This is a genomic window from Rhizobium sp. KNZ14-9A, assembly GCF_056755015.1.
In genome coordinates this window covers 3483800-3505588 of sequence record NZ_JBPGXB010000002.1, presented here as the reverse complement: position 1 = coordinate 3505588, position 21789 = coordinate 3483800, and the positions used below count along the sequence as shown (strand labels likewise).

Below are 21789 nucleotides of genomic sequence, written 5' to 3'. Positions count from 1 at the left end.
CAACTGCTATAGTGCTGTTCTTCCAGAGGGAGCGGCCCATGGTGCCGCGCCCGTCAAATTGCTCAGGCGGCGAGATCGCCGAGGAAGTCATCGCACCAGCGCGAGACGTCGTGCTCCAGCAGATGGTCCATCATCCGCTGCCAGCGGTCGCGGCGCTCCTCGAGCGGCATGTTGAGGCCGCGCGCCAGCGCATTGGACGTACCGACGATGTCGTAAGGATTGACAAGCAGCGCGCCGTTCAGCTCGCGCGCCGCGCCGGCAAAACGGGAGAGGACCAGCACGCCCGGATCATCAGGGTTCTGTGCGGCAACATATTCCTTGGCGACGAGGTTCATGCCGTCGCGCAACGGCGTCACGAGCCCGACTTTGGCGAGCCGATAGAGGCCGGCAAGCACCGGCCGGCTCACCGAGCGGTTGATATAGCGGATCGGCACCCAGTCGACCGTGCCGAGTGCACCGTTCACGCGGCCGGCCTGTTCTGCGACCGTGCGCTGCATTGCCTCGTATTCAGGCACTTCAGAGCGCGATTTTGGTGTGATTTGCAGATAGGTGACCTGGCGCTGATGTGCCGGATTGTTGGTGACGAAATGCTCGAAGGCATCGATACGCTGGGTAATGCCCTTGGAATAATCCAGTCTGTCCACGCCGATAATAAGGCTGCGGTCTTCGATACTATGGCGTGCCTTCAGCACCATGCTGTGCGTGCCGGCCTTCCTGGCGAATTCGGCGAAGGCGGCCGTCTCGATGGCGATCGGATAGGCGCCACCGCGGAACGTGCGCTCGCCGGCGACAAAACGCCCTTCGCTGATCATGTCGCCCATCTCCTCGCGGCGCAGGCAGCCCGCAAAATTTTCAAGGTCGTGATCGGTCTGAAAGCCGACGAGATCGTAGGCGGCAAGCCCCCGCATGATTTCCTCATGGACGGGCATGGCGAAGAGTACGTCGGCCGGCGGCCAGGGAATATGCAGGAAGAAGCCGATCTTGTTCTTGAGGCCCATCTGCCGAAGTTCGGCGGCAAGCGGGATCAGGTGATAATCGTGGACCCAGATGATGTCATCAGGCTTGATCAGCGGCGCCAGCCGATGGGCAAAGAAGCGGTTGACGCGGAAATAGCCGGCCATCTCCGTGCGCCCGTATTCTGCGAGATCCAGCCGGTAATGACAGATCGGCCAGAGCATGCGGTTGGCGAAGCCGAAGTAATATTCGTCGACATCCTTGGATGTCAGGTCGGTCAGCGCATAGGTGATGTTGCCGCGCTGCTCGATCGCAAGTGGACCGGGTTCGCCTTCGTCGTTGACGTTGCCCGACCAGCCCATCCAGACGCCCCCCCGTTTCCCGAGGGCGGCCTCTAGTGCCACAGCGAGCCCGCCGGCAGACGCCGCCCCTTTCTTCTCCGGAACGGGCACGCGGTTTGAAACGACGACAAGGCGGCTCATGGCAAATTCCTTTCATTAGAAATAACTGCAAAAAAACAATCAGCCGGCAAAACGCGCGACGATCTCGCGGACCGCTTCCGCGGAAGGCAGAGTGCCGCGGGCGGCAGTGCCTGCAGACGGCGGGCCGACGCGGATGGAGTAACCGCCAAGCCGGTTCGCCATGCCGAACATCGCCTCATCTGTGACATCGTCACCGATGGCGATCGGATGACGACCGCGGAAGGCTGGAGTTGCGAGAAAGCTTTCCAATGCATCGCCCTTGTTGGCTCTGGCGGGCCGGATTTCGAGAACCATCTTGCCGTGCTGCAGGGCCCAATCCGGTCCTGCACGGTTCAGGAAACGCTGCATCAGTTCCGTCAGTTCCGCCTGCCGCGCCGGCGCAAGACGGAAATGGGCGGCGACGGCCGCGCCCTTGTCCTCGATGAGGATGCCGGTCCAGCCCGCCGTTTCTGCCCGAAGTTCAATCTTCAGCCTCTCGAACTCGGCCGTTGGCTCCACCTTGAAGATGCTGCCGTCGGGGTTGCGGCGTTCGGCTCCGTGTAGTCCGGCGATGGGAAACTGATAGGGGGTGAAGAGACGGTCGGCATAGGTAAGACCTCGCCCGGTCACCAGAGCCAGTGCCCCGCCGAGCCTCTGCGACAGCGTGTCGAGCTGCGCAGGAAGCGACGGCGGCACGAATATCTCATCCGGCGTCGGCGCAAGATCGAGGAGCGTGCCGTCGATATCGAGGAAGAGTGCGCCGTTTTGAAGATAGGAAGAGAGTGTGGAGAGGGTTTCGTCCTGCCGGGAAGCGCTGCCGGATGGCGGAGCTTCTGGTAGCTGATTGCTGTTTGCCATGCCGGAGAAATAGGTCAGCACGCCCCTCCGGCAACCCTTGATCGTCTTCAATCCGCCGGCGGGTTGGCGGGATGCTCGGCATAAAAGGCCTTTGCATCCGCCGTGAATGCGGCGCGTTGGCCGGCGGTCGTGTAGAACATATGCCCGCCGCGATAGAGCTTCAGCGATACACGATTTCCCGCTAGGGACGGCGGCAAGTGATCCACCACATAACGGCTGACGCCGTAGGGCGTCACGAGATCGTTGTAGCCATGAGCGATCAGCAGATGGAAAGATGGGTTGGAGGCGAGCATCTGCCTGATATCATCGGTGGCGCTCGCCTGGAAACGTGAACCGCCGCCACGGCCGCTGCCCCACTCCCAGCGCTGGCTGACATCATTTTCGAGCAGCGTATAGGTCATCTCGGTCTTGAAGCCGAGCTCGTTGCGGGCGTAGTCGGCGAAGGCGCCGCCATAGGCGCGGGTAAAGCCGTCAAGGATCGCATCGTCGCCTCGGTCGTAATCGGATTCCGGATAAGGGTCCGGCGTGGCGAAGGCAGCGTCGTATGGGCTCATCACCTCTCCCGCCTGCTTGCCGGAATGCTTGGCGTAAGCATCGCCGAGGAAGCCGCGATTGCGGGTAACGACATCCTGCGGAATGCCCGTAAGACCGGAGATCTTGTTGTAGAAGGCTGTTGCCGCATCGCCCGTCGGCGTCGGGCCGGCAAGCGTCGTGAGATATTCGCCAAGCGCGAAACTCTCGGCATCGCGCTGGCCGGATTCGCTGAAGCTTTTGCGCCGGTCGGCTTCGGCGGCTGCCAATGAGGGAAATTCCAGCGCAGCACCCAGCGCGAACTGGTCGGCATTGAACATCAGCTGACCTTCGAGCAGCGGTGAGAGCATGACGGTGCCGGCGATGATGATGCCCTGGCTCTGCTGCAGGGCCGAAGCGACCTTGGCGGCGCGGAAGCCGCCATAGCTTTCGCCGAGCAGATATTTCGGTGAATTGCCGCGGTTATTATGCGCCACGTAGAGGGCGATCGTCTTCGCCATCGACTGCGCGTCGGCGCCGACATTATAGTAGTTCGAGGCGTCGTCGGCCTTCACCGTGCGGCTCCAGCCGGTGCCGATTGGATCGATCAGCACGAGATCGGTAAAATCGAGCCAGCTATGCGTGTTATCGACGAGCTTCGCATTGGCGCCGTCGCGGCCATCGGGCCCGAAGTCGAGTATCTTCGGCCCCACAAGGCCGAGATGCAGGAAGGCGGAAGCCGCACCAGGCCCGCCATTGAAGGCGAAGGTGACCGGCCGGTCCGGCCCGGCATCCTTGGCAACATAGGCGGTGTAGAAGATCGCAGCGTTCTGCCCGCCATCCTGACCGAAGAGATCAAGTGTGCCTGCCGTGGCCGTATAGACGATCTTGCGTCCATCGGCCGTCGTCAACTCGTGCTCGGTAACGGAATCGCCTGGCAGCAGCTTGAGGACGCCCTCTCGGGACGAACCCTGTGCTGCAGGGGCACCGCGTTCGCCAGCCTCCTGCGCAAAGGAGAAGGCGGGTGCGAGCGTAGCGGTCAGCGCGGCGAACAGAAGCAGGGATCGGAAGCGCAAGGATTTTCCTCCGGTGGACCAGAATGCGGCTGAGATAGGGTAGCAGCCGCATTCCTTCGATGGAGATCAAGAGATGGTGATACGCAAGTGAGCCTGGCTCATTCGTCCTTCTCGATCGTGCGTGCATTCACATGCAGCGCTCGACCGGCCCGCCACCCATTGAAGGCGGCACCAAGCCCGAGCGCGACGAAAAGCACTGCGCACCAGGCAAAGCTTCCCGTCCAGCCGCGGATCAAACCGACGATGAACGGGCCGATGGCGGCAAGCAGATAGCCCACGCATTGCGCCATGCCGGAAAGGTGAGCGGCGACATGCGGATCGCGCGAACGCAGCACGATGGCTGTCATCGCCGCGGCGATCAGCCCGCCCTGACCGATACCCTGTAGCACGGCCCAGACCCAGACGGTGGAAAGCGGCGCAAAGAGCAGGCCGAGAAGTGCGACGACGGCGAAGGCACAGAGCGTCACGTTGATGAGGCGCTGATCCCTACCGCGTACCGCGATATGCGGCACGATGAGACAGGCGGCGGCCTGTACCATGACGGAGACCGAGACGATGCCGCCGGCCACAACACCGTCAAGACCGCGTTCACGCAGGATCGGCACCAGCCAGCCGAAGACGCAATAGGCGAGCGCCGATTGCAGGCCCATGAAAAGCGTGACCTGCCAGGCGAGCTTGTCCCGCCACAGACCTTCGACACGGAAACCGCTGCGCCGCGCCTGTCGACTGCTCGCAAAGACCTGCGGCAGCCAGATCAGCCCGACGACGAGGGCAGGCAGTGCCCAGATGGCGAGCGCGCCTTCCAGCGAGCTGCCGAGCGCATGTTCGATCGGTAGTGTCAGGCCGGCGGCACTGGCAGCGCCCGCGCAGAGCGCCATCGTATAGAAGCCGGTCATCAGAGCCGTATTCGCGGCGAAGTCGCGCTTCACCAGTCCGGGCAGCAACACGTTGCCGACGGCGATCGCAGCACCGGCAAGCGCGGTGCCGAAAAAGAGCAAGGGAACGGAGGAAAGACCGCGCAGCGCCGTACCGAGCGTCAGCAGCAGGAGCACGCCGAGCAGTGTCCGCTCCGAGCCGATGCGCTGGGCAAGTCGCGGCGCCAGCGGCGAGAAGGCGCCAAGGCAGACGACGGGCAGGGTCGTCAGCAGACTGGCGCCGAGCGGCGACAGGCCGAGTTCGGTACGAATTTCCGGCAGCAGGGCGGAAGCGCTGGAAAACACGGGTCGCAGATTGAAGGCGATCAGTACGAGGCTGGCACCGAGCAGGAAGCGAGCCGTCGGGCTCTGCTTCTGCGGCGGCAATGGTACAGGCAGGCTGTCGTTTTCGGCATCGATCATCGTCTCGTCGACGGCGTCGAACGAGGATGTGACATTCTGTATGGGCATCCTCATGAAAGAAGCATCCGGTCGAGCGCGGAAAGGATGGGTGCCATGAAGCCGCGCACGGCTGCATCGGCCTTGTCAGGGCTGCCGGTTTCGATGGCGTCGACGATCGACTGGTGCGCCTGCATGTCAGGCTCGGGAATCGCCTTGTCGAGTGTGGCGGCAATCGTCTCCGCGATCGAGGTGGAGAAGAAATCATAGATCTCGATCATCGCCCGGTTGTTGGAGGCGGCGATGACGGCCTTGTGGAAGGCAAGGTCGCGTTCGATGAAACCTGCCGGATCGCCGCCTTCATAATTGCCACGTTCGTCAAGCAATGCGCGAAGCCCGGCGATGATGCCGGGTGTCTTGCGGATGGCGACGAGCCGCGCGCCTTCGACATCGAGCGCGCAGCGCGCCTCGAACTGGTCGCGCAGGCTGGCGCGCCGCGCCATGGTGAGCGGTCGGCTGCTATCGGTTGTCGAAAGCACGTAGGTGCCGGAGCCCTGCCGTGTTTCCAAAAAGCCTTGCGAGACGAGAACGCGCACGGCCTCGCGCACAGTGCCGCGACTGACCGACAGCATGGCCGAAAGCGAGGCCTCATTCGGCAGTTTCTCGCCGACAGCCCAGCGTTTGGCGAGTATCTCGTTGCGGATCGCTTCAGTGGCCGTGTCGGCAAGATTGGTCTTGTTGAGAGGTTGCAAGAGCATTATTCATAAAGTCATCAGATGACTTTATGAATAATGCTCTTCCGCTCGAGCGTCAACGGGGCAAAGAAAGCAATAAAAAAGGGCCGCTTTCGCGACCCTTTCCATGAGGTTTGGCCTGTGACTGGCCCGGACCGTCTGATGCGGCCCTAGGAAGGTGGGGTTTAGAGCGAGGGCTGCCTCGCTTTCATCACCACTTCCATGCCTGTTACGAGGTCCGAAAACTCATTAGACATTGGATCACCTTCCTTTCGTTAAGTTGACGATGGATCAAAAGTAGCCCGATTCCTCCGAGATGCAAGAGGAAAACGCATGGCTGTTTTTTAGCCGACGTCTGGTTATCTCATTCAATTACCTGATTTTCTGCCGCTGCGATCACGCAAATCCATATCGTTTTTGCGGAAAGTGATCTCGGTCGGCGTCAAGAATTTGTCATCTTCGCCTTGCAAATCGGGTGGTCGTTAAGTCGTTGTTAGCCGTAGCATCAGACTATCCAAGATGTTTTCAGCATTCCTGCCGCAGCAGGCGGTGGGCCGGAGCAAGAGCATGTGTCGCTGGGCTGCCTATCGCGGAGACCCCCTCTATCTGGAGGAGCTGGTGTCTTCGCCCGCCCATTCCCTGATCGAGCAATCCCATTGTGCCACCCGCGCCAAGACGGCAACGAATGGCGATGGTTTCGGCATCGCCTGGTATGGTGACCGGCCTGAGCCGGGCCGCTATCGCGATATCTTACCGGCATGGTCCGACTGTAATCTGAAGAGCCTGGCGCGGCAGATCCGTTCACCGCTGTTCCTCGCCCATGTGCGGGCAGCGACCGGCGGCGGCACACGGCGCGACAACTGCCATCCTTTCACGCATGAAACCTGGTCTTTTATGCATAACGGCCAGATCTCCGGCTTCGAGCGGCTGCGTCGGCCGATGGAGACCATGCTGGATGACGAGCTCTTCAACGCCCGCAGTGGCACGACGGATTCCGAGCTTCTGTTCCTGCTCGCTCTGCAGTTCGGCCTGCGGGATGCGCCGATCGCCGCTGTGGCCCAGACCATCGCCTTCGTCGAAGGCCTGGCGGAAAATATTCTCGGCTCCGTGCTGCTGCGCTTCACCGCGGCCTTCTCGGACGGCAAGTCTCTTTACGCGGTCCGCTATGCCACCGACCGCAAGGCGCCGACACTCTATGCCTCGCCGCTTGCCGAGGGCTATTGCCTCGTGTCCGAGCCGCTGAATGACGATGGTGATGCCTGGCAGGAAATACCCGATGGCAGTGCTGTGATTGTCAGCGCCGATGGTCTTGAGATCACGTCCTTCCGGCCTGAAAAGCGCGCGTCCGCAAGGCCAGAGCCTGTCTCTATTCCTGCTTAAGTCGTTCGGCGATCATCGCCGCCAGCCGTTCCGCCACCTCGTCCTTGGAAAGATCGGGCCATTGCTCGATGCCGTCGCGGCGGATGAGTTTTACGCTGTTGCGCGTGCCCCCCATGATGCCGGTTGAAGGCGATACGTCATTGGCGACGATCACGTCAGCACCCTTGCGCTCCAGCTTCAGCTTGGCATTGGCCTCGACATCCTGCGTCTCTGCTGCAAAGCCGATCACCAGTTTAGGCCGCGTCGTGTGATGGCCGACGGTCTTGAGAATATCCGGGTTCTCCGTCAGCGCCAGCGTCGGAATGGATTCGCCTGGATGCTTCTTGAGCTTCTGGTCGGCGGCCGAAGCCACCCGCCAGTCGGCGACCGCAGCCACCATGACGGCGACATCGGCGGGAAGGGCAGCGAGCACAGCATCGCGCATCTCTTCGGCTCGCTCGACATGCACCATCCTGACGCTCGCAGGATCAGGAATGGTTACCGGGCCGGACACCAGCGTCACATCGGCGCCGAGTTGCGCCAGCGCTGCGGCAATGGCATGACCTTGCCGGCCGGAGGAGCGGTTGGCGATGTAGCGCACCGGGTCGATCGGCTCGTGCGTCGGACCTGAGGTGACGATCGCTCTTTTGCCGGCAAGCGGTTTCGGACCATCATCGAGCAGGGCGTCGGCAGCTGCGGCTATTTCCAGCGGTTCGGCCATACGGCCCGTGCCGGTCTCGCGGCTTTCCGCCATCTCGCCGGCGACAGGACCGATGAAGCGGATGCCGTCACGCCGCAATGTCTCGATATTGCGTTTCGTCGCCGGATGCGCCCACATTTTCGGGTTCATGGCAGGGGCGGCAAGCACCGGCCGGTCGGTGGCGAGCAGCACCGTGGAAGCGAGGTCATCGGCAAGCCCATGCGCCATCTTCGCCATGAGATCGGCGGTGGCGGGCGCGATCAGCACCAAATCGCAGTCGCGCGCCAGCCGGATATGGCCGACATCCTGCTCGTCCTGCCGCGAAAAGAGATCGGTAAAGACATGGTCGGCCGCGAGCGCGCCGACGGCAAGCGAGGTCACGAATTCCTGCGAACCCTTCGTCATGATCGGCCGCACGGAAGCGCCGCGCTCCCGCAGGCGTCGGATAAGATCGAGGCTCTTATAGGCGGCGATGCCGCCCGAGATGATGAGGAGGATGCGTTTGCCGCTGAGAGCCATGGTTTTTTCCCGCCGCTTCTTTGACTGGGAAAAACCCTAAGCCTTTGGCAGAAAACATGCAATCGCGGCACTCAGGCTTGTTTGACCCGCTTCGGCGTGAAGATCGCAATCGCCATGCCGACGCCGATCAGCTGGAGGACCGCACCGCCGGCTTCGGGCACGGTCGGCATGCGCTGTTCGAACAGAAAGCCGTAAAACAGCCCGAAGACGGTTTCCGCGACGATCAGCTGGGCGGCAAGCGCCAGCGGCAGAAGGCGCGCGGCGATCATCCAGCACAGCGTGGCAAGCCACGAGCCGGCAATGCCCATGATTGTCGCCCATAGCACGAAGTGAAAGGTCTGCGTTCCGGTGAAGCTGACAGTGTCCCCGAGCGAGGTGAAGGGCAGAAGGACGAGTGCGCCGATGCCGGCGCCGATCCCCTGCAAGGCGGTCCAGTGTATGGCGCTTGGCGCATCCTGCGACTGCATGACCGCAGCGCTCATCATGCCATAGGCGACCCAGAGCGCCAGGCCGATCAGCGCGGCGACGATGCCGAGCAGGATCTCCGGCTGATCGCTGGCTGATGTCGTGGCGAAGATCGAGACATTCACCCAGCCGATGCCGGCAGCTATCAGGATCAGCGGTATTGCCAGTGTTCTCCAGTCGATGGACCGGTCCTTGAGATTGGCGATGATGGCAAGCAGTACGGGCATCGTGCCGATGACGAGCGGTGGAATGGCAGTGCCTGCGTAACGCACGGCATAGGAAATACTCATGAAATAACCGACATAACCGATGCTGCCGAGCGCAATGCCGGTCAGAACAAGCGACCGCCGCAAACCCACCGGACGAAAGCGCGGATTGATCATCAGGATAAGGCTGACGACGGCAAAAAGCCCGTAGCGTGCCACGGTCAGGTCGATCGCCGTATAGGGCGCGACGACGCGCGGGGCGACAAAGCTTAGCCCCCATAGCGCACAGGTGGCCAGACCGCAGAGGATGCCGATCAGCATGTGAAACTCCGAAGAGATGGGACTGGGCTCCGGCAGGAAAGGGATGTGGAGCGGTCGCGAAGAAATATCGCCTAGCCGATATGCCCTATCGCGGGCGGAAACAAGAGCCTGCCTGCGACATAGCGGAGACGGGCTTGGCAAAACGAGTCGAAATTACTGCTTTGATGTCATCAATCCTATGACGTAAGCGCACTTCAGTCAAAGATTGTGCGGCAGCATAGTGGGCCAACCCAAATAAAGGAGTTACCCCATGTTTGCTGTAACCGGAATGACAGGCCAGGTCGGCGCCGCCGTTGCCGATCATCTGCTGAAGAATGGCGCCAAGGTCCGTGCCGTCGTGAGAAATCCGGAAAAGGCCGCCGGCTGGAAAGAGCGGGGCTGCGAGATCGCTGTCGCCGATATGAACGACGCTGTATCGCTGACATCAGCGTTCAGAGGCGCGGAAGGTGTTTTTCTCGTCATCCCACCGCTTTTTGATCCCGCACCGGGCTTCCCGGAGGCGAAAGGCATGCTGGCAACACTGAAGACCGCGCTTGAGGCTGCAAGGCCCGGAAAGCTCGTCTGCCTGTCGACGGTCGGCGCACAGGCCATGCAGCCGAACCTGTTGAGCCAACTCGGCATCGTCGAGAAGGAGCTTTCGACACTCTCCATCCCGGTCGCTTTCCTGCGCGCCGCCTGGTTCATGGAAAACGCCGCCTGGGATGTAGCGCCCGCACGCGAAACCGGCGTCATCCCGAGCTTCCTTCAGCCGCTCGACCGTGCCGTGCCGATGATTGCCGTGGATGATATCGGCGTGCTCGGTACGAAGATGCTCCGCGAGAACTGGCAGGGTGCGCGCGTGGCGGAATTGGAAGCGCAGGAACGCGTCAGCCCGGCCATGATTGCCGCCGCCTTCGCCAAGGTGCTCGGCAAGCCGGTGACGGCGGAAGTCGTGCCGAAGGAAAGCTGGGAAGAGCTGTTCCGTGCCCAGGGCATGAAGAACCCCGAGCCTCGCATGCGCATGCTCGACGGCTTCAACGAAGGCTGGATCGACTTTGAGGCCGGACGTGAGAAATCGTTGAAGGGCACGACCAGCATCGAAACAGTGATCCGCCGCCTCGTCGCCGGCGCGTAAGCGAAAGGCCGCAGTCAAAAGAAACCGCGGCCATTGGTCGACACCCCTGATATCAAGGGGGCTTAGAGGTTGCTCATGCCGCCGTCGATGATCAGTTCGCTGCCGACGATATAGGCAGCCTCATCCGAGGCGAAGAAGACGATGGTCTTGGCGACTTCGCTGACATCACCGAAGCGGCCGACCGGGATTTGCGACTGAATCTGGGAGGCCATCGCCTTGGAATCGGCTTCCGACATGCCGAGCTTGCCATAGAGCGGCGTGGCGATCGGGCCGGGGCTGATGGCGTTGACACGGATGCCGCGACCGATCAGTTCGCCAGACAACGTCTTGGCAAGCGTCAGCAGCGCACCCTTCGTCAGCGAGTAGACGCTCGAATTCGGCATACCGATATGGGCATTGATCGAGGTATTGAGCACGATCGAAGCCTTCTTCGAGAAGATCGGTAGCAAGGCCTGGATCAGGAAGTAGGGCCCTTTGACATTGATCGCGAAAGACTTGTCGAAAGCGGCTTCGCTCCAACCCTCGACGGGGCCGAATTCGGCAATGCCGGCATTGACGAAGAGGATGTCCAGCGTGCCGAAGGCGTTCCTCACCGTTTCGGCGACGGCGGCCTGACCGGCGACATTGCCGGCATCGGCCTGGATGACGAGAACCTTGTCGCCGAGTTCGGCGCGAGCGGCTTCCACGCTCTTTGCACTGCTGCCGGTAATGGCCACACGTGCGCCTTCGGCGATGAACTGGCGCGCGGTTTCAAGGCCGATGCCGCTGGTGCCGCCGGTGATCAGGGCTGTTTTGTTTGCGAGACGAGTCATTGTCGTATTCCTTCTGTGTCCGTTTGGCGCTGGGCGCTTTTGATGCTGAGCGAGTGCAGGAAGCAGGTCGGCGCGATAATCTGCTCGTTTCAGGAGGGATCATCAATCTGTGGCGGATAATCGCGCTTTAGTCATCAGGTGCGGGTGATCGAGGCACCGCCGTCGACCAGCGTGGCAGTGCCGGTAACAAAGCTTGCGTCATCGGAGGCGAGGTACAGCACCGACCGAGCGAGCTCTTCCGGCGCTGCGACGCGCTTCAGCGCATGCAGGTTGGTAATAAAGGCCTGCTTGTCCGACGTATCATTCATTTCGCGATACATGTCCGTATCGACAGCACCTGGCAGGATCGCGTTGACGCGGACGTTCTGCGGGCCGTATTCGGCGGCGAGCGCCTGCGTCAGGCCGATGAGGCCGGACTTGCTGGCGGCATAGGCAGCAACGCCGGGGAAGGCAAAGCTGTAGCCGACGAAGGTCGAGGTGAAGACGACCGAGCCACCACCATTCTTGACCATTTCGGCGATCTGGTGCTTGGCGGCAAGAAAGGAAGCCGTCAGGTTGATCGCCAGCGCATCGCTGAAGCCTGCCTCGGAGACTTCCGTGCTTGGGCCGGCTTCGCCGAGCGTGCCGGCATTGTTGAAGGCGATGTCGAGCTTGCCGTAATTTTCAACGGCGGCTGCGACCAGTGCCTTGTGATAGTCTTCCGAGCGGACATCGCCGGCAACGGCAACGGCGGCACCACCAGCAGCCTTGATTTCGGCAACGAGGCTTTCAAGCTCGGCCTGGCGGCGGGCACCGACGACGACCTTGCCGCCTTCGGCGGCAAAGAGCTTGGCGGTAACGCGCCCGATGCCGGAGCTTGCGCCCGTGACGATTGCAACTTTGTTGATCAGACGATTCATTGTCCATCTCCTGAATTTGGGTTGGATCGGCATTGCCGTCCCGTTTCGATGACTGGAAGATGGCATTCTTCTTTCGTTCGGATTAGTCTCCTGATCGCGGAGTTCGAATTCGGAAAAGCCGAACGATGATGAAAATCGAAGGGATCGCGGCTTTTGTTGCCGTAGTCGAGGCGGGCTCGGTGAGCGAAGCCGCGCGGCGGCTGCGTCTGTCGAAATCGGTCGTCAGCGAAAGGCTGGCGGAGCTCGAAAAGACATTGGGCGCCATGCTCGTCCATCGCACCACACGCAAGCTGACCTTGACGGAGGATGGAGCCGCCTTTTTGGAGCGCGCTGGGCGCATCGTCCGCGAGATGGAAGACGCCGTGGCCGATATGGCCGAGCGCCGCGGCACGCTTTCAGGCCCGTTGCGCATTGCAGCCCCCGTCACCTTCGGTCGCCTGCATCTCGGGCCTGCCCTCTATCCGTTTTTAAAGGCGCATCCGCAGATCGCGCTGACGCTCGACATGGATGACAGGCGTGTCGATCCGGCTTCGGACGGCTATGATGCCATCATCCGCCACGGCGCCATCGCCGATACAAGGCTCGTCGCGTGGAAGCTCGCTCGCAGCCGCAGGCTGCTGGTCGCCTCGCCCGATTATATCGAGCGTCATGGCAAGCCTGCCTCATTGTCCGATCTCAACGATCATCGCGGCGTCTTCTATACCAACCGCGGCGCCGCCGACTGGCGCTTCCAGACGGAGGAGGGCACCGTCATCATCCGCGCGATGCTCGGCCTCGGCATCAACAATGGCGACATGCTGCATGATGCGGCGATCGAAGGTCTCGGCATCGCACTCCTGCCGGCCTTCATTGCCGGCCCCTCTGTTCGCGATGGCCGCCTGATAGAGATCGATGTCGGCGCAAAGCCGGAGCCGGAATTCATCTACATGGCCCATCCCGAAGGCCGAAACCCCTCCGCCAAGCTGCGCGCCATCGCCGATCATCTGAAAAAGACCTTCGGTGATCCGCCCTATTGGGATCCGGACTGCTAATTTAAAAGCCCCAAGAGATTTTCGGTCACCGGAGAGCGCTGGCTGCGCAGTACCGCGAGTGCCAGCCGCGCCACGGCCGGCGGCCCCTCGATCGGGCGATAGGCGACACCGGAAAGTTTGATCTGCGAAATCGAGGCAGGCACGATCGAGACACCGAGATCGGCGGCAACGAGGTTGACAACCGAAGAGATCTGCGGCGCCTCCTGAGCGACCTTCAAGTCGAAACCCGCCTCGCGGCAGGCGCGCACCACGTCGTCATAGAGACTGAGGCCGACAAGGCGCGGGAACAGGATGAAAGGTTCCTTCGCCAACAAGGCAAGCGGCAGCACCTTCTGCTTGGCCAGCGGGTGGCTGGCCGGCAGGGCGACGACCATCGGCTCATCCGGCAGGCGCTTCAGCCTGATGCCATCGGGATCGTCGAGGCCGGGTCGCATGAAGGTCGCATCGAGTTCACCGCGTTCCAGCTTCTGCATCAGGCCGAGCGTATTCATCTCCGTCAGCGACAGCTGCACATCCGGCCATCGGGCCTGAAAGCGGCGGATCGTGGTGCTGACGATGGGATTGAAGGCCGAAGAGGCGGTGAAGCCTAGCGACAATCGGCCAGTCTCGCCACGATTGGCGCTCTGCGCCGCAATCCGCGCCTTTTCGGCAGCCGCAAGCGACGCCTTGGCTTCCGGCAGGAAGGCCGTACCGGCTGCCGTCAGCTCCGCCCCGTGCGGCACGCGATGAAAGAGCATCGCCCCGATTTCGTTTTCGAGATCACGGATCTGCTGACTGAGCGGCGGCTGGCCGATGCCGAGGCGCGCGGCCGCCCGCGTGAAATTACCCTCTTCGGCCACTGCCAGAAATACCTCAGATGCCGCAGCTCCATCGCTATCTCCAAAACCTATCAGGATTGCCAGTTTCATATATTGGACAAATGGAGGCGTCCTGGCTAGATCGGAGGGCAGGAAGGAATTGATAATGTCCGACACTGCAATCCAAGACGTTGCCGACCTGAAAACGGCCGACAGGAAACAGTCCAAGGAATATCTGACCCGCGGCACCGGGGCCTATCGCCGCGCCAGCCTGGCTCTCTTCCTCTCGGGCTTTGCCACCTTCTCGTTGCTCTATTGCGTGCAGCCGCTGTTGCCGATTTTCGCGCAGGAATTTTCCGTCAGCCCTGCCGAAAGTTCGCTGGCTCTGTCGCTCTCCACCGGTTTCCTGGCGATCGCCATCGTCTGCGCTGCTGCCGTATCTGAAGGGCTTGGCCGACGCAGCCTCATGTCGATCTCGCTGATCGGCGCCGCCGTATTGACGATCGCCACCGCCTTTGCGCCGAACTGGCATCTGATGTTGGTCATTCGCGCGCTGCAGGGCTTCGTGCTCGGCGGTGTTCCGGCCGTTGCCATGGCCTATCTCGCGGAGGAAATCGACCCGCGCGGCCTTGGCGCCACCATGGGCCTCTATGTCGGCGGCACGGCCTTCGGCGGCATGTCGGGGCGGGTGCTGACGGGCATTTTCGCCGAATATTTCTCCTGGCGGCCGGCTCTGTTCCTGATCGGCACCATCGGCCTTGCCGCCGCGATCGGCTTTATCGCGCTGCTGCCGCCCTCGCGCAATTTCGTTCGCCGCGCCGGCTTCGATCCGCAATTCCATTTGAAGGCATGGATGGGGCATCTGAGCAATCCGGCTCTGCCCTTCATCTTCGCCATCGCCTTCTTTGCGATGGGCTCCTTCGTGACGATCTACAATTACGCCGGCTTCCGCCTCGTCGCGCCGCCCTACGAGCTGAACCAGACCGAACTCGGCCTGATCTTCACGGTGTACTTGTTCGGTATCGGCGCCTCCTCCGTCGGTGGCATTCTGGGCGATCGGCTCGGCCATTTTACCGTGCTCCTGGCCGGCATCGTCATCACTTCCGCAGGCTGCGCTCTGACGCTGTCGGCCTCCCTGCCGTTCATCATCCTCGGCATCGTCGTGCTGACCAGCGGCTTCTTCATGAGCCATTCGGTGGCAAGTGGTCTGGTCGGTAAACTCGCCGCCGGCACCAAGGGCCACGCCTCCTCGCTTTACATGCTTGCCTATTACATTGGCTCCAGCGTCATGGGCTCGGCCGGCGGCTGGTTCTGGGCGATGGAGGGATGGGCGGCGATCGTGATCTTCACGCTGGTCATGATGGCATTCGCTCTCCTGTCAGCACTCGCCGCACGCCGGCTCGCTCGACGGCCGTCTTGACTTCCGGCCTGTGACGATTAATTTAACTTGTAGGTTAAATAAGAGTCGGAGGAGTATTGTGAAGAAGATCTATCATGGAAGCTGCCATTGCGGTGCCGTCGCCTATGAGGCCGGGCTCGACCTTTCGGCTGGCACTTTCAAGTGCAATTGCTCTGTTTGCCGCAAGAAACGCAGCTGGCTGGCAATCGTTCAGCCCGCTGACTTCCGGCTGGTCTCGGGCAGGGATGGGTTGCGTGAATATCTTTTCGGCTCCGGCTCTATCCATCACCTTTTCTGCGAGAATTGCGGCGTGGCTTCCTTTGCCCGTAACGACAACGAGACGATCGGCCCCTTCATCGCCATCGCCCTCAGTTGCCTCGATGATGCCAGTGCCGAAGAGCTTGCCGCCGCCCCGGTCGCCTATTTTGATGGCATGCACGATCGCTATGACGCCGCGCCGGCCGAAACGCGGCATCTGTGACGACGGCGATCAGCCAAGCCGGATATAGGGCACGTCCTTCTTCGCCACCTCGTCCAGCGCTTCGTCATAACCGGCATCGGCATAACGCATGACGCCGAGCGCCGTATCGTTGGTCAGCGCATGGTCTAAGCGCTCGTCGGCGGCTTCCGAGCCGTCGGCCACGACCGTGACGCCGCAGCTCGTCATGTAACCGGCGTAACCGCCGCCGCCGGAATGGACGACGACGAGATCGGCCATCGAGGAGCAGAGCATCATCGCATCGATGAGCGGCCAGTCGGCGATGGCATCCGAACCATCCTTCATCCGCTCGGTCATGATGTTCGGATGCGCCATGGCGCCAGCATCGAGATGGTCCCGCGAGAAGGCGACTGGACCCTTGAGCTCGCCATTGGCGACCAGTTCGTTGACTCGCCGCGCCAGCGCCGTTCGCTCGCCGTGGCCGAGCCAGGCGATACGGGCCGGCAGTCCCTCGAAGGGAATATGCTCGCGCGCCAGCCGGATCCAGTTGGTGATGATCTTGTTGTCGGGAAACATCTCGAGCAGCAGATCGTCGATGCGGGCGATATCGCTCTCCTCGCCCGAAAGTGCCATCCACCGGAACGGGCCGATGGCACGGGCAAAGAGCGGTCGCAGATAGGCTTCCGTGAAGATCGGAATGTCGAAGGCATTGGCAACGCCGCCCTCGCGCGCCTGGGTGCGGATGAGATTGCCGTTGTCGAAGACCTCGGCACCGCGCTTCTGGAATTCCAGCATCGCGGTGACATGTTCGACGATCGAGGCGCGGCTGGCGGCCATCAGCTGGCCCTGGCCGTCATCGCGCAGGCCCTTCACCTGATCGATACTCATGCCCTTCGGTACATAGCCATAGACGAGATCATGCGCCGAGGTCTGGTCGGTGACGACATCGGGCACGATGCCGCGTCGGGCAATTTCCGGATAGATCTCGGCCGCATTGCCGACGAGACCGACGGAGAGCGCCCGCTTTTCCTTGACCGCGGCATCGATCATCGCAAGCGCGCTGTCGAGATCGGGCGCAATCTCCTGCAGGTAACCGATCTGCTGGCGCTTGCGGGCGCGTTCCGGATCGATGTCGACGCAGAGGATTGCTGCACCCGCCATACGGCCGGCAAGCGGCTGCGCGCCGCCCATGCCGCCAAGCCCGGCCGTCAGCACGAAACGGCCATGAAGGTCGCCACCGAAACGGCGCTCGGCAATGCGCATGAAGATCTCATAGGTACCCTGAATGACGCCCTGGCTGCCGATATATTGCCAGGCGCCAGCGGTCAGACCGCCCCAGCAGATCAGGCCCTTGCGCTGCAGCTCGTAGAAGACCTCGGCCTTCGCCCACTGGCCGACGATGTTGCAGTTCGCCATGATGACGAGCGGCGCCTTGGCATGGGTCTTCACGAGACCGATCGGCTTGCCGGACTGGATGAGCAGCGTCTGGTCCTCATCCATTTCAGTGAGTGCCTTGACGATGCCGCGATGCGCCGGCCAGTTGCGCGCTGCCTTGCCGAGCGCAGCATAGACCACGAGATTGTCGGGGTCTTCACCGACCGAGAGCACGTTTTCCAGAAGCCGCAGCAGCGCTTCCTGCCGCCAGCCCTTGGCGCGCAGCTCCGGCCCACCGGGAATTGGAAATTTCGGATGGCGTGGATTGGCCTTCGGCATCTTGGGTTCCTCGTCTTTTCGTCATCGGCGCAAGCGCACCGGTTCATTCACTTGGCAGGCATCGGCCCCACATAGGCAAGTGCGGCGTCGATGAGCCGCCGCCGCATGGCATCGTCGCCATAGATATCGGCATTGGCCCGCACCCAACCATGCATGATCCGCTCGCCCGACAGCATCTGGATCACGCCCGGCAGAGCCAGTGCCCAATCGTCATTTCCCTTGCCGAGACGCAGCAACATGCCATCCTGACGCGCGCAGCAGAGCAGGTTGCCGTTGAGCATAAAGGCCCAGCCGCCGAACATGGATTTTTCGGTAAGCCCCGGTCGGTCGCCGAGTTCCTCGCGCATCAGTTCTTCCAGGCCGGGATCGCGCGCCATGGCTCAGGCCCTCATCTCCAGTGCATAGCGTGCTATCTCGATGCCCATCGCCTTTTCGACAGACGGATAGACGGTCGGATCGAGCACGCTGGCCGACAGCGGAATGATGTCCTTCGGCACGTGCAGGATAAACACATGCATGCCACCCTTGAGCTGCCCGACGGAGAGCGGCTCGCCCTCCTCGGAAAGCGTGGTGATGACGGCGGGGAAGGTTGCGACGCGCCTGCCGTCGGCATCGTCGACCGCCATATATTCGTTCATCACATGCAGGGTCACGGCCTTGTCACCGGCGCCGACCGTGATCGTGCCGATGTCGAAGGCCTCCTTGGTATAGACCACATCCTTCTCGGTGATTGTACCCTCGGCGAGGATATGGCCGCCCGTCGTCTTGCAGATCGCATCGATGATCGCCGATCCGCCTTTCTTTTCCGCTTCAATGATCGCTTCGCCGAGCTTCAGCGCCATCGAGATGCCGCCGAGCGCGGCATTCTTGCGGACATAGGAGGCGCGCAACGGATTGCGGCAGCTGGCAATGAAGCCGCCGGACTGGTCGGCCGCCGCCCGCAGCACCGGCGAGATCTTCGCCGTCGCGCCTTTGACGACCAGCTCGATATAGCGGTTTTCAGCCCGGTTGCCGCCAACGGCGGTCTGGATCATCTGTTCCGGCGACCCTGCCATGCCGATCGATCCCATGTCGCCGGTCGGATGGGCGCGGATATCGCCGACGGCATCCACGACCTTGGTGCCGAGGATGGCCGAAGGCAGCCAGCCGTTCAGTGTCGAGGATTTGCCGTTCTGGCCGATGATGAGACCGGAGAGCTTTTCGCCGAGCGCCTCCTGCAGAAGCTGCACGGCTTTCACATAGTCGATGCCCTGCATTTCCCAGGGCGTGGTCGAGGCCGGTGCGCCGATAGCCGCGGCCGTCGCGATCCAGTCGTTGTCGCCGAGTTCCTCAATGGAGACGAGTTCGGGCTTGCCGACATTAACGGCGGCATAACCGAGCATGCGGCCGTGATCGGCCCAGCCACCACCGCCGGCGGCATAGACGGAACCGCCCTTGACGGCGGCTTCCACGTCCTTCTCAACCAGTATGCGTCCCATTATCCTTCTCCGTCGTAAGTGTCCTGTCCATCTCGCGCACCGCCTCGAAAAGCACGGCCGCCCCGAGCGCTATGTCGTCATTTTCAGCCCATTCATCCGGGGAGTGGCTGCGGCCTTCCCGGCAAGGCACGAAGATCATCGCAGCCGGCGCCACGCGGGCGATCCAGGCCGTATCGTGACCCGCACCCGAGGCCATGAAGCGGTGTTTGGCGCCGACAGTCTCGCAGGCCCGTTCCAGAGTCGAGAGCAGGCCCTTGTCGCTCGGTGTCGGAAAATTGTCGGAGATGCGGTTCGGGGGCGCGATCGTCACGCCAAAGGCCAGAGCGAGCTTTTCCGTATGGCCGTCCAGCCAGCGGCAGAAGGCTTCCATGTCGGCGCGGATTTCGGCCCGCCCGTCGATCAGCAACACGACACGCGACGGCACGACATTGGCGGCATTCGGCTCGATGCGGAATTCGCCGACGGTCGCTGCAAAATGGCCGGGCGTCTTGGCAAGCTCGTTTGCGGCATTGCGGATATCGAGCACGATCTGCGAAGCGGCAACCAGCGCATCGGCACGCGTATCCATCGGCGTCGTGCCGGCATGGTCGGCCCGACCCTCGACGGTGATTTCGATGCGGGTGATGCCCGAGATCGCCGTGACGATGCCTATATCCTTGCGCTCGTTTTCAAGCACAGGACCTTGCTCGATATGCAGTTCCAGAAAACCGGCAATATCGGGCTTGTTCTCATGAGTAAGCACACCCGGCGATCCGCCGACCTCGGCAATCGCTTCGGCGAGATCGCGACCTTCGATTGTGCGAGAGAGCCATGCTTGCGGCAATTGGCCGGTCATGCCACGGCTGCCGATGCAGGAAACGCCGAAAATGCTGACCTCCTCGGCCAGGAAATCGACGATCTCCAGATCATGGTCGAGATGGATCTCCTGTTCGCGCAGCGCCCGCGCAACTTCGAGTGCCGCCGCAACACCGGCAATACCATCGAATCGCCCACCGTCGGGGACAGTGTCGGAATGCGAGCCGAGCATGATGATGCCCGAGCCTGGCTTTGCGCCTTCGCGCCGGCCGATCAGATTACCTGATGGGTCGATGCGGGTATCGAGACCGATCGCCCGCATGCGTGCCTCAAGATAGGCGCGGCCTTCGAGGAAAAGCGGCGAAAAAGCCCGTCGTGTCCAGGGATGCCCCGGCTCGGTGATGGTGGAGAGGGCTTCGATATCGGCGGAGATCCGGCCGGCGTTGACGGGCAGGTTGCGGCTCATGCCAGCACCTGTCGCGCAAGCGGGCGCACGAAGCGGCCGGCGCCGGGCTCGGCCAGAACCTTGGCCTCCTCGGTGATCTTCTCTCCCCGCAGCCAGGCGGCCGAAACCGTCCACGGCAGGCGGATTCCATTGTAGGGACTCCAGCCAACGACATTGTTGCCGCTGGCCGAAGCATCATAGACCGTCTCTTTCGGCTCCAGCACGACGATGTCGGCATCCTTGCCCGGCGTCAGTGCGCCCTTGATATGGTCGAGACGGAAGTGCTTCGCCGGATTTTCGGCCATAAGCTTCGCTGCCCAAGTCAGGGGGATGCCACGTTCCAGCGCGCCCTTGACGAAAAGCGGCACCATGACTTCCAGACCCGGAACACCTGATGCATTCGCCAGCATGTCGGGATTGGTCTTGCGGTTTTCCGACCAGCTCACGTGATCGGTCGACACCAGCCAGACATTGCCTTCGGCGACCCTGCGCCAGAGCGTCTCCACTTCGGCGCGCGGCCGCACCGGCGGATTGATCTTCGCCTTGCCGCCGAGCCGCTTCACATCGTTTTCTTCATCGAGCGTCAGGTAATGAATGCAGCATTCCACGGTCGCTTCGAAGCCGTCGCGGCGATAGGCCCGCGCGATGTCGTAACCGCGCCCGAGCGAGCAATGCACGACATGGGACGGGCAGCCGGTATTGGCGCCGGTCTCGAAGATCGTGTGCATGGCAAGCAGCTCGGTGATCGGCGGGCGCGACAGGCCATGGGCGCGCCAGTCGGTAACGCCGCTTGCCTTCACCTGTTCCATATAGGTGCGGACCGCCTCGTCATCCTCGTTGTGCACGCCGGCCGTTAGCCCGGTCGGGGCGATGGCCGCAAAGCAGGCGTCGAGCAGGGCGGGCGGAATGCGCGGGAAACGTTTGGGATCGGTGCCGAAGGTCGAGAACTTGAAGGCGGCAACGCCTGCCTCCACCATCTCGGCGATGCGGGCAGCACCTTCTTCGGGATCGACGGTACCGTAAAGTGCGAAATCGACCCGCGCCTGCGGGCCGGCATGATCGACCTTCTTCTTCACCGCAGCAGCCGAGCAGACGAGATTGCCCTCATCATAAGGCATGTCGACGATGGTGGTGATGCCGCCGGCAGCGGCCGAGCGAGTCGACCAGATGAAATCCTCCTGGTCCTTCTGGGAGAGCGAGTGGACCTGAGCATCGATGGCGCCCGGCAGGATCAGTGCCTTGCCGAGCATGTGCCGTTCTTTGGCCGCAGGCGGAACGCCGATACCGACTTCGGCGATCTTTCCGTCGTAAACGGCGACATACCCGCCCTCGACAATGCGCTCCGGCAGCACCACCGTGCCCTGCAGAACGAGATCGAAATCCATGCCGCG

Annotated in this window: 19 protein-coding genes and 1 pseudogene; 5 read left to right on the top strand and 15 right to left on the bottom strand. The window is 62.2% G+C overall.

What is annotated here, in order from left to right; translation table 11 throughout:
* Positions 1–62: 62 nt before the first annotated feature.
* The 5 genes from otsA to ACR9ZQ_RS24155 form a co-directional block, all read right to left on the bottom strand.
* Positions 63–1436, bottom strand: coding sequence for an alpha,alpha-trehalose-phosphate synthase (UDP-forming) (gene otsA / locus ACR9ZQ_RS24175; RefSeq protein ID WP_310379530.1), 1374 nt, complete (start codon positions 1434–1436; stop codon positions 63–65).
* 39 nt (positions 1437–1475) lie between these two features.
* Complete coding sequence (otsB, locus tag ACR9ZQ_RS24170; protein ID WP_310380065.1) at positions 1476–2273, bottom strand: trehalose-phosphatase; 798 nt, start codon at positions 2271–2273, stop codon at positions 1476–1478.
* Between the two features lie 47 nt (positions 2274–2320).
* Positions 2321–3859 (bottom strand): S10 family peptidase, encoded by a 1539-nt coding sequence (locus ACR9ZQ_RS24165; protein ID WP_310379528.1) that lies wholly within the window; start codon positions 3857–3859, stop codon positions 2321–2323.
* A 98-nt stretch (positions 3860–3957) separates the two neighbouring features.
* Positions 3958–5250: a CynX/NimT family MFS transporter gene (locus ACR9ZQ_RS24160; RefSeq protein WP_481428923.1), complete on the bottom strand. Its 1293-nt coding sequence runs from the start codon at positions 5248–5250 to the stop codon at positions 3958–3960.
* On the bottom strand, positions 5247–5930 hold the full coding sequence (locus ACR9ZQ_RS24155; protein ID WP_481428922.1) for a FadR/GntR family transcriptional regulator: 684 nt from the start codon (positions 5928–5930) through the stop codon (positions 5247–5249). Before ACR9ZQ_RS24155 ends, ACR9ZQ_RS24160 begins: the two co-directional genes overlap by 4 nt.
* Positions 5931–6473: 543 nt before the next feature.
* Here ACR9ZQ_RS24155 and ACR9ZQ_RS24150 point away from each other — a divergent pair.
* Positions 6474–7286 carry a class II glutamine amidotransferase gene (locus ACR9ZQ_RS24150; protein ID WP_113325163.1) on the top strand — a complete coding sequence of 271 codons (813 nt, stop codon included), beginning with the start codon at positions 6474–6476 and terminating at the stop codon, positions 7284–7286.
* Here the strand turns inward: ACR9ZQ_RS24150 and coaBC are convergent.
* Positions 7273–8484: a bifunctional phosphopantothenoylcysteine decarboxylase/phosphopantothenate--cysteine ligase CoaBC gene (coaBC, locus tag ACR9ZQ_RS24145; protein ID WP_310379520.1), complete on the bottom strand. Its 1212-nt coding sequence runs from the start codon at positions 8482–8484 to the stop codon at positions 7273–7275. The genes ACR9ZQ_RS24150 and coaBC overlap by 14 nt on opposite strands.
* Before the next feature lie 71 nt (positions 8485–8555).
* Positions 8556–9476, bottom strand: coding sequence for a DMT family transporter (locus ACR9ZQ_RS24140; protein ID WP_481428921.1), 921 nt, complete (start codon positions 9474–9476; stop codon positions 8556–8558).
* Between the two features lie 250 nt (positions 9477–9726).
* Between ACR9ZQ_RS24140 and ACR9ZQ_RS24135 the strand changes: the two genes are divergently transcribed.
* A complete protein-coding gene (locus tag ACR9ZQ_RS24135) occupies positions 9727–10590 on the top strand; it encodes an NmrA family NAD(P)-binding protein (protein ID WP_310379516.1) in 864 nt (287 codons plus the stop codon).
* A 62-nt stretch (positions 10591–10652) separates the two neighbouring features.
* Here ACR9ZQ_RS24135 and ACR9ZQ_RS24130 read toward each other — a convergent pair whose 3' ends face one another.
* Together ACR9ZQ_RS24130 and ACR9ZQ_RS24125 are read right to left on the bottom strand one after the other, a co-directional pair.
* Positions 10653–11402, bottom strand: coding sequence for an SDR family oxidoreductase (locus ACR9ZQ_RS24130; RefSeq protein ID WP_310379514.1), 750 nt, complete (start codon positions 11400–11402; stop codon positions 10653–10655).
* A 134-nt stretch (positions 11403–11536) separates the two neighbouring features.
* Positions 11537–12301, bottom strand: coding sequence for an SDR family oxidoreductase (locus ACR9ZQ_RS24125; protein WP_310379512.1), 765 nt, complete (start codon positions 12299–12301; stop codon positions 11537–11539).
* Positions 12302–12426: 125 nt separating this feature from the next.
* On the opposite strand from ACR9ZQ_RS24125, the gene ACR9ZQ_RS24120 reads away from it, so the two are divergent.
* Positions 12427–13332, top strand: a complete 906-nt coding sequence (locus ACR9ZQ_RS24120) for a LysR family transcriptional regulator (protein WP_481428920.1) — start codon at positions 12427–12429, stop codon at positions 13330–13332.
* Here ACR9ZQ_RS24120 and ACR9ZQ_RS24115 read toward each other — a convergent pair.
* Positions 13329–14203, bottom strand: a pseudogene (locus ACR9ZQ_RS24115) (LysR family transcriptional regulator). The gene ACR9ZQ_RS24120 and the pseudogene ACR9ZQ_RS24115 sit on opposite strands and share 4 nt — an antisense overlap.
* Positions 14204–14295: 92 nt before the next feature.
* Here ACR9ZQ_RS24115 and ACR9ZQ_RS24110 point away from each other — a divergent pair.
* Together ACR9ZQ_RS24110 and ACR9ZQ_RS24105 are read left to right on the top strand one after the other, a co-directional pair.
* Positions 14296–15549 carry an MFS transporter gene (locus ACR9ZQ_RS24110; protein WP_310379508.1) on the top strand — a complete coding sequence of 418 codons (1254 nt, stop codon included), beginning with the start codon at positions 14296–14298 and terminating at the stop codon, positions 15547–15549.
* 58 nt (positions 15550–15607) lie between these two features.
* Positions 15608–16009: a GFA family protein gene (locus ACR9ZQ_RS24105; RefSeq protein WP_310379506.1), complete on the top strand. Its 402-nt coding sequence runs from the start codon at positions 15608–15610 to the stop codon at positions 16007–16009.
* A 9-nt stretch (positions 16010–16018) separates the two neighbouring features.
* Here the strand turns inward: ACR9ZQ_RS24105 and ACR9ZQ_RS24100 are convergent, their stop codons facing one another.
* The 5 genes from ACR9ZQ_RS24100 to ACR9ZQ_RS24080 are packed head-to-tail and all read right to left on the bottom strand — an operon-like array spanning position 16019 to position 21783.
* Positions 16019–17680, bottom strand: coding sequence for a urocanate hydratase (locus tag ACR9ZQ_RS24100; protein WP_310379504.1), 1662 nt, complete (start codon positions 17678–17680; stop codon positions 16019–16021).
* Positions 17681–17727: 47 nt separating this feature from the next.
* Entirely contained in the window at positions 17728–18057 is a 330-nt protein-coding gene (locus ACR9ZQ_RS24095) for a TfoX/Sxy family protein (protein WP_310379502.1), read from the bottom strand.
* A 3-nt stretch (positions 18058–18060) separates the two neighbouring features.
* On the bottom strand, positions 18061–19158 hold the full coding sequence (locus ACR9ZQ_RS24090; RefSeq protein WP_113324742.1) for a DUF917 domain-containing protein: 1098 nt from the start codon (positions 19156–19158) through the stop codon (positions 18061–18063).
* Positions 19139–20419, bottom strand: coding sequence for a Zn-dependent hydrolase (locus ACR9ZQ_RS24085; RefSeq protein WP_310379501.1), 1281 nt, complete (start codon positions 20417–20419; stop codon positions 19139–19141). The genes ACR9ZQ_RS24090 and ACR9ZQ_RS24085 overlap by 20 nt, the downstream gene beginning before the upstream one ends.
* Positions 20416–21783, bottom strand: a complete 1368-nt coding sequence (locus ACR9ZQ_RS24080; RefSeq protein ID WP_310379499.1) for a dihydroorotase — start codon at positions 21781–21783, stop codon at positions 20416–20418. Before ACR9ZQ_RS24080 ends, ACR9ZQ_RS24085 begins: the two co-directional genes overlap by 4 nt.
* Positions 21784–21789: the final 6 nt, after the last annotated feature.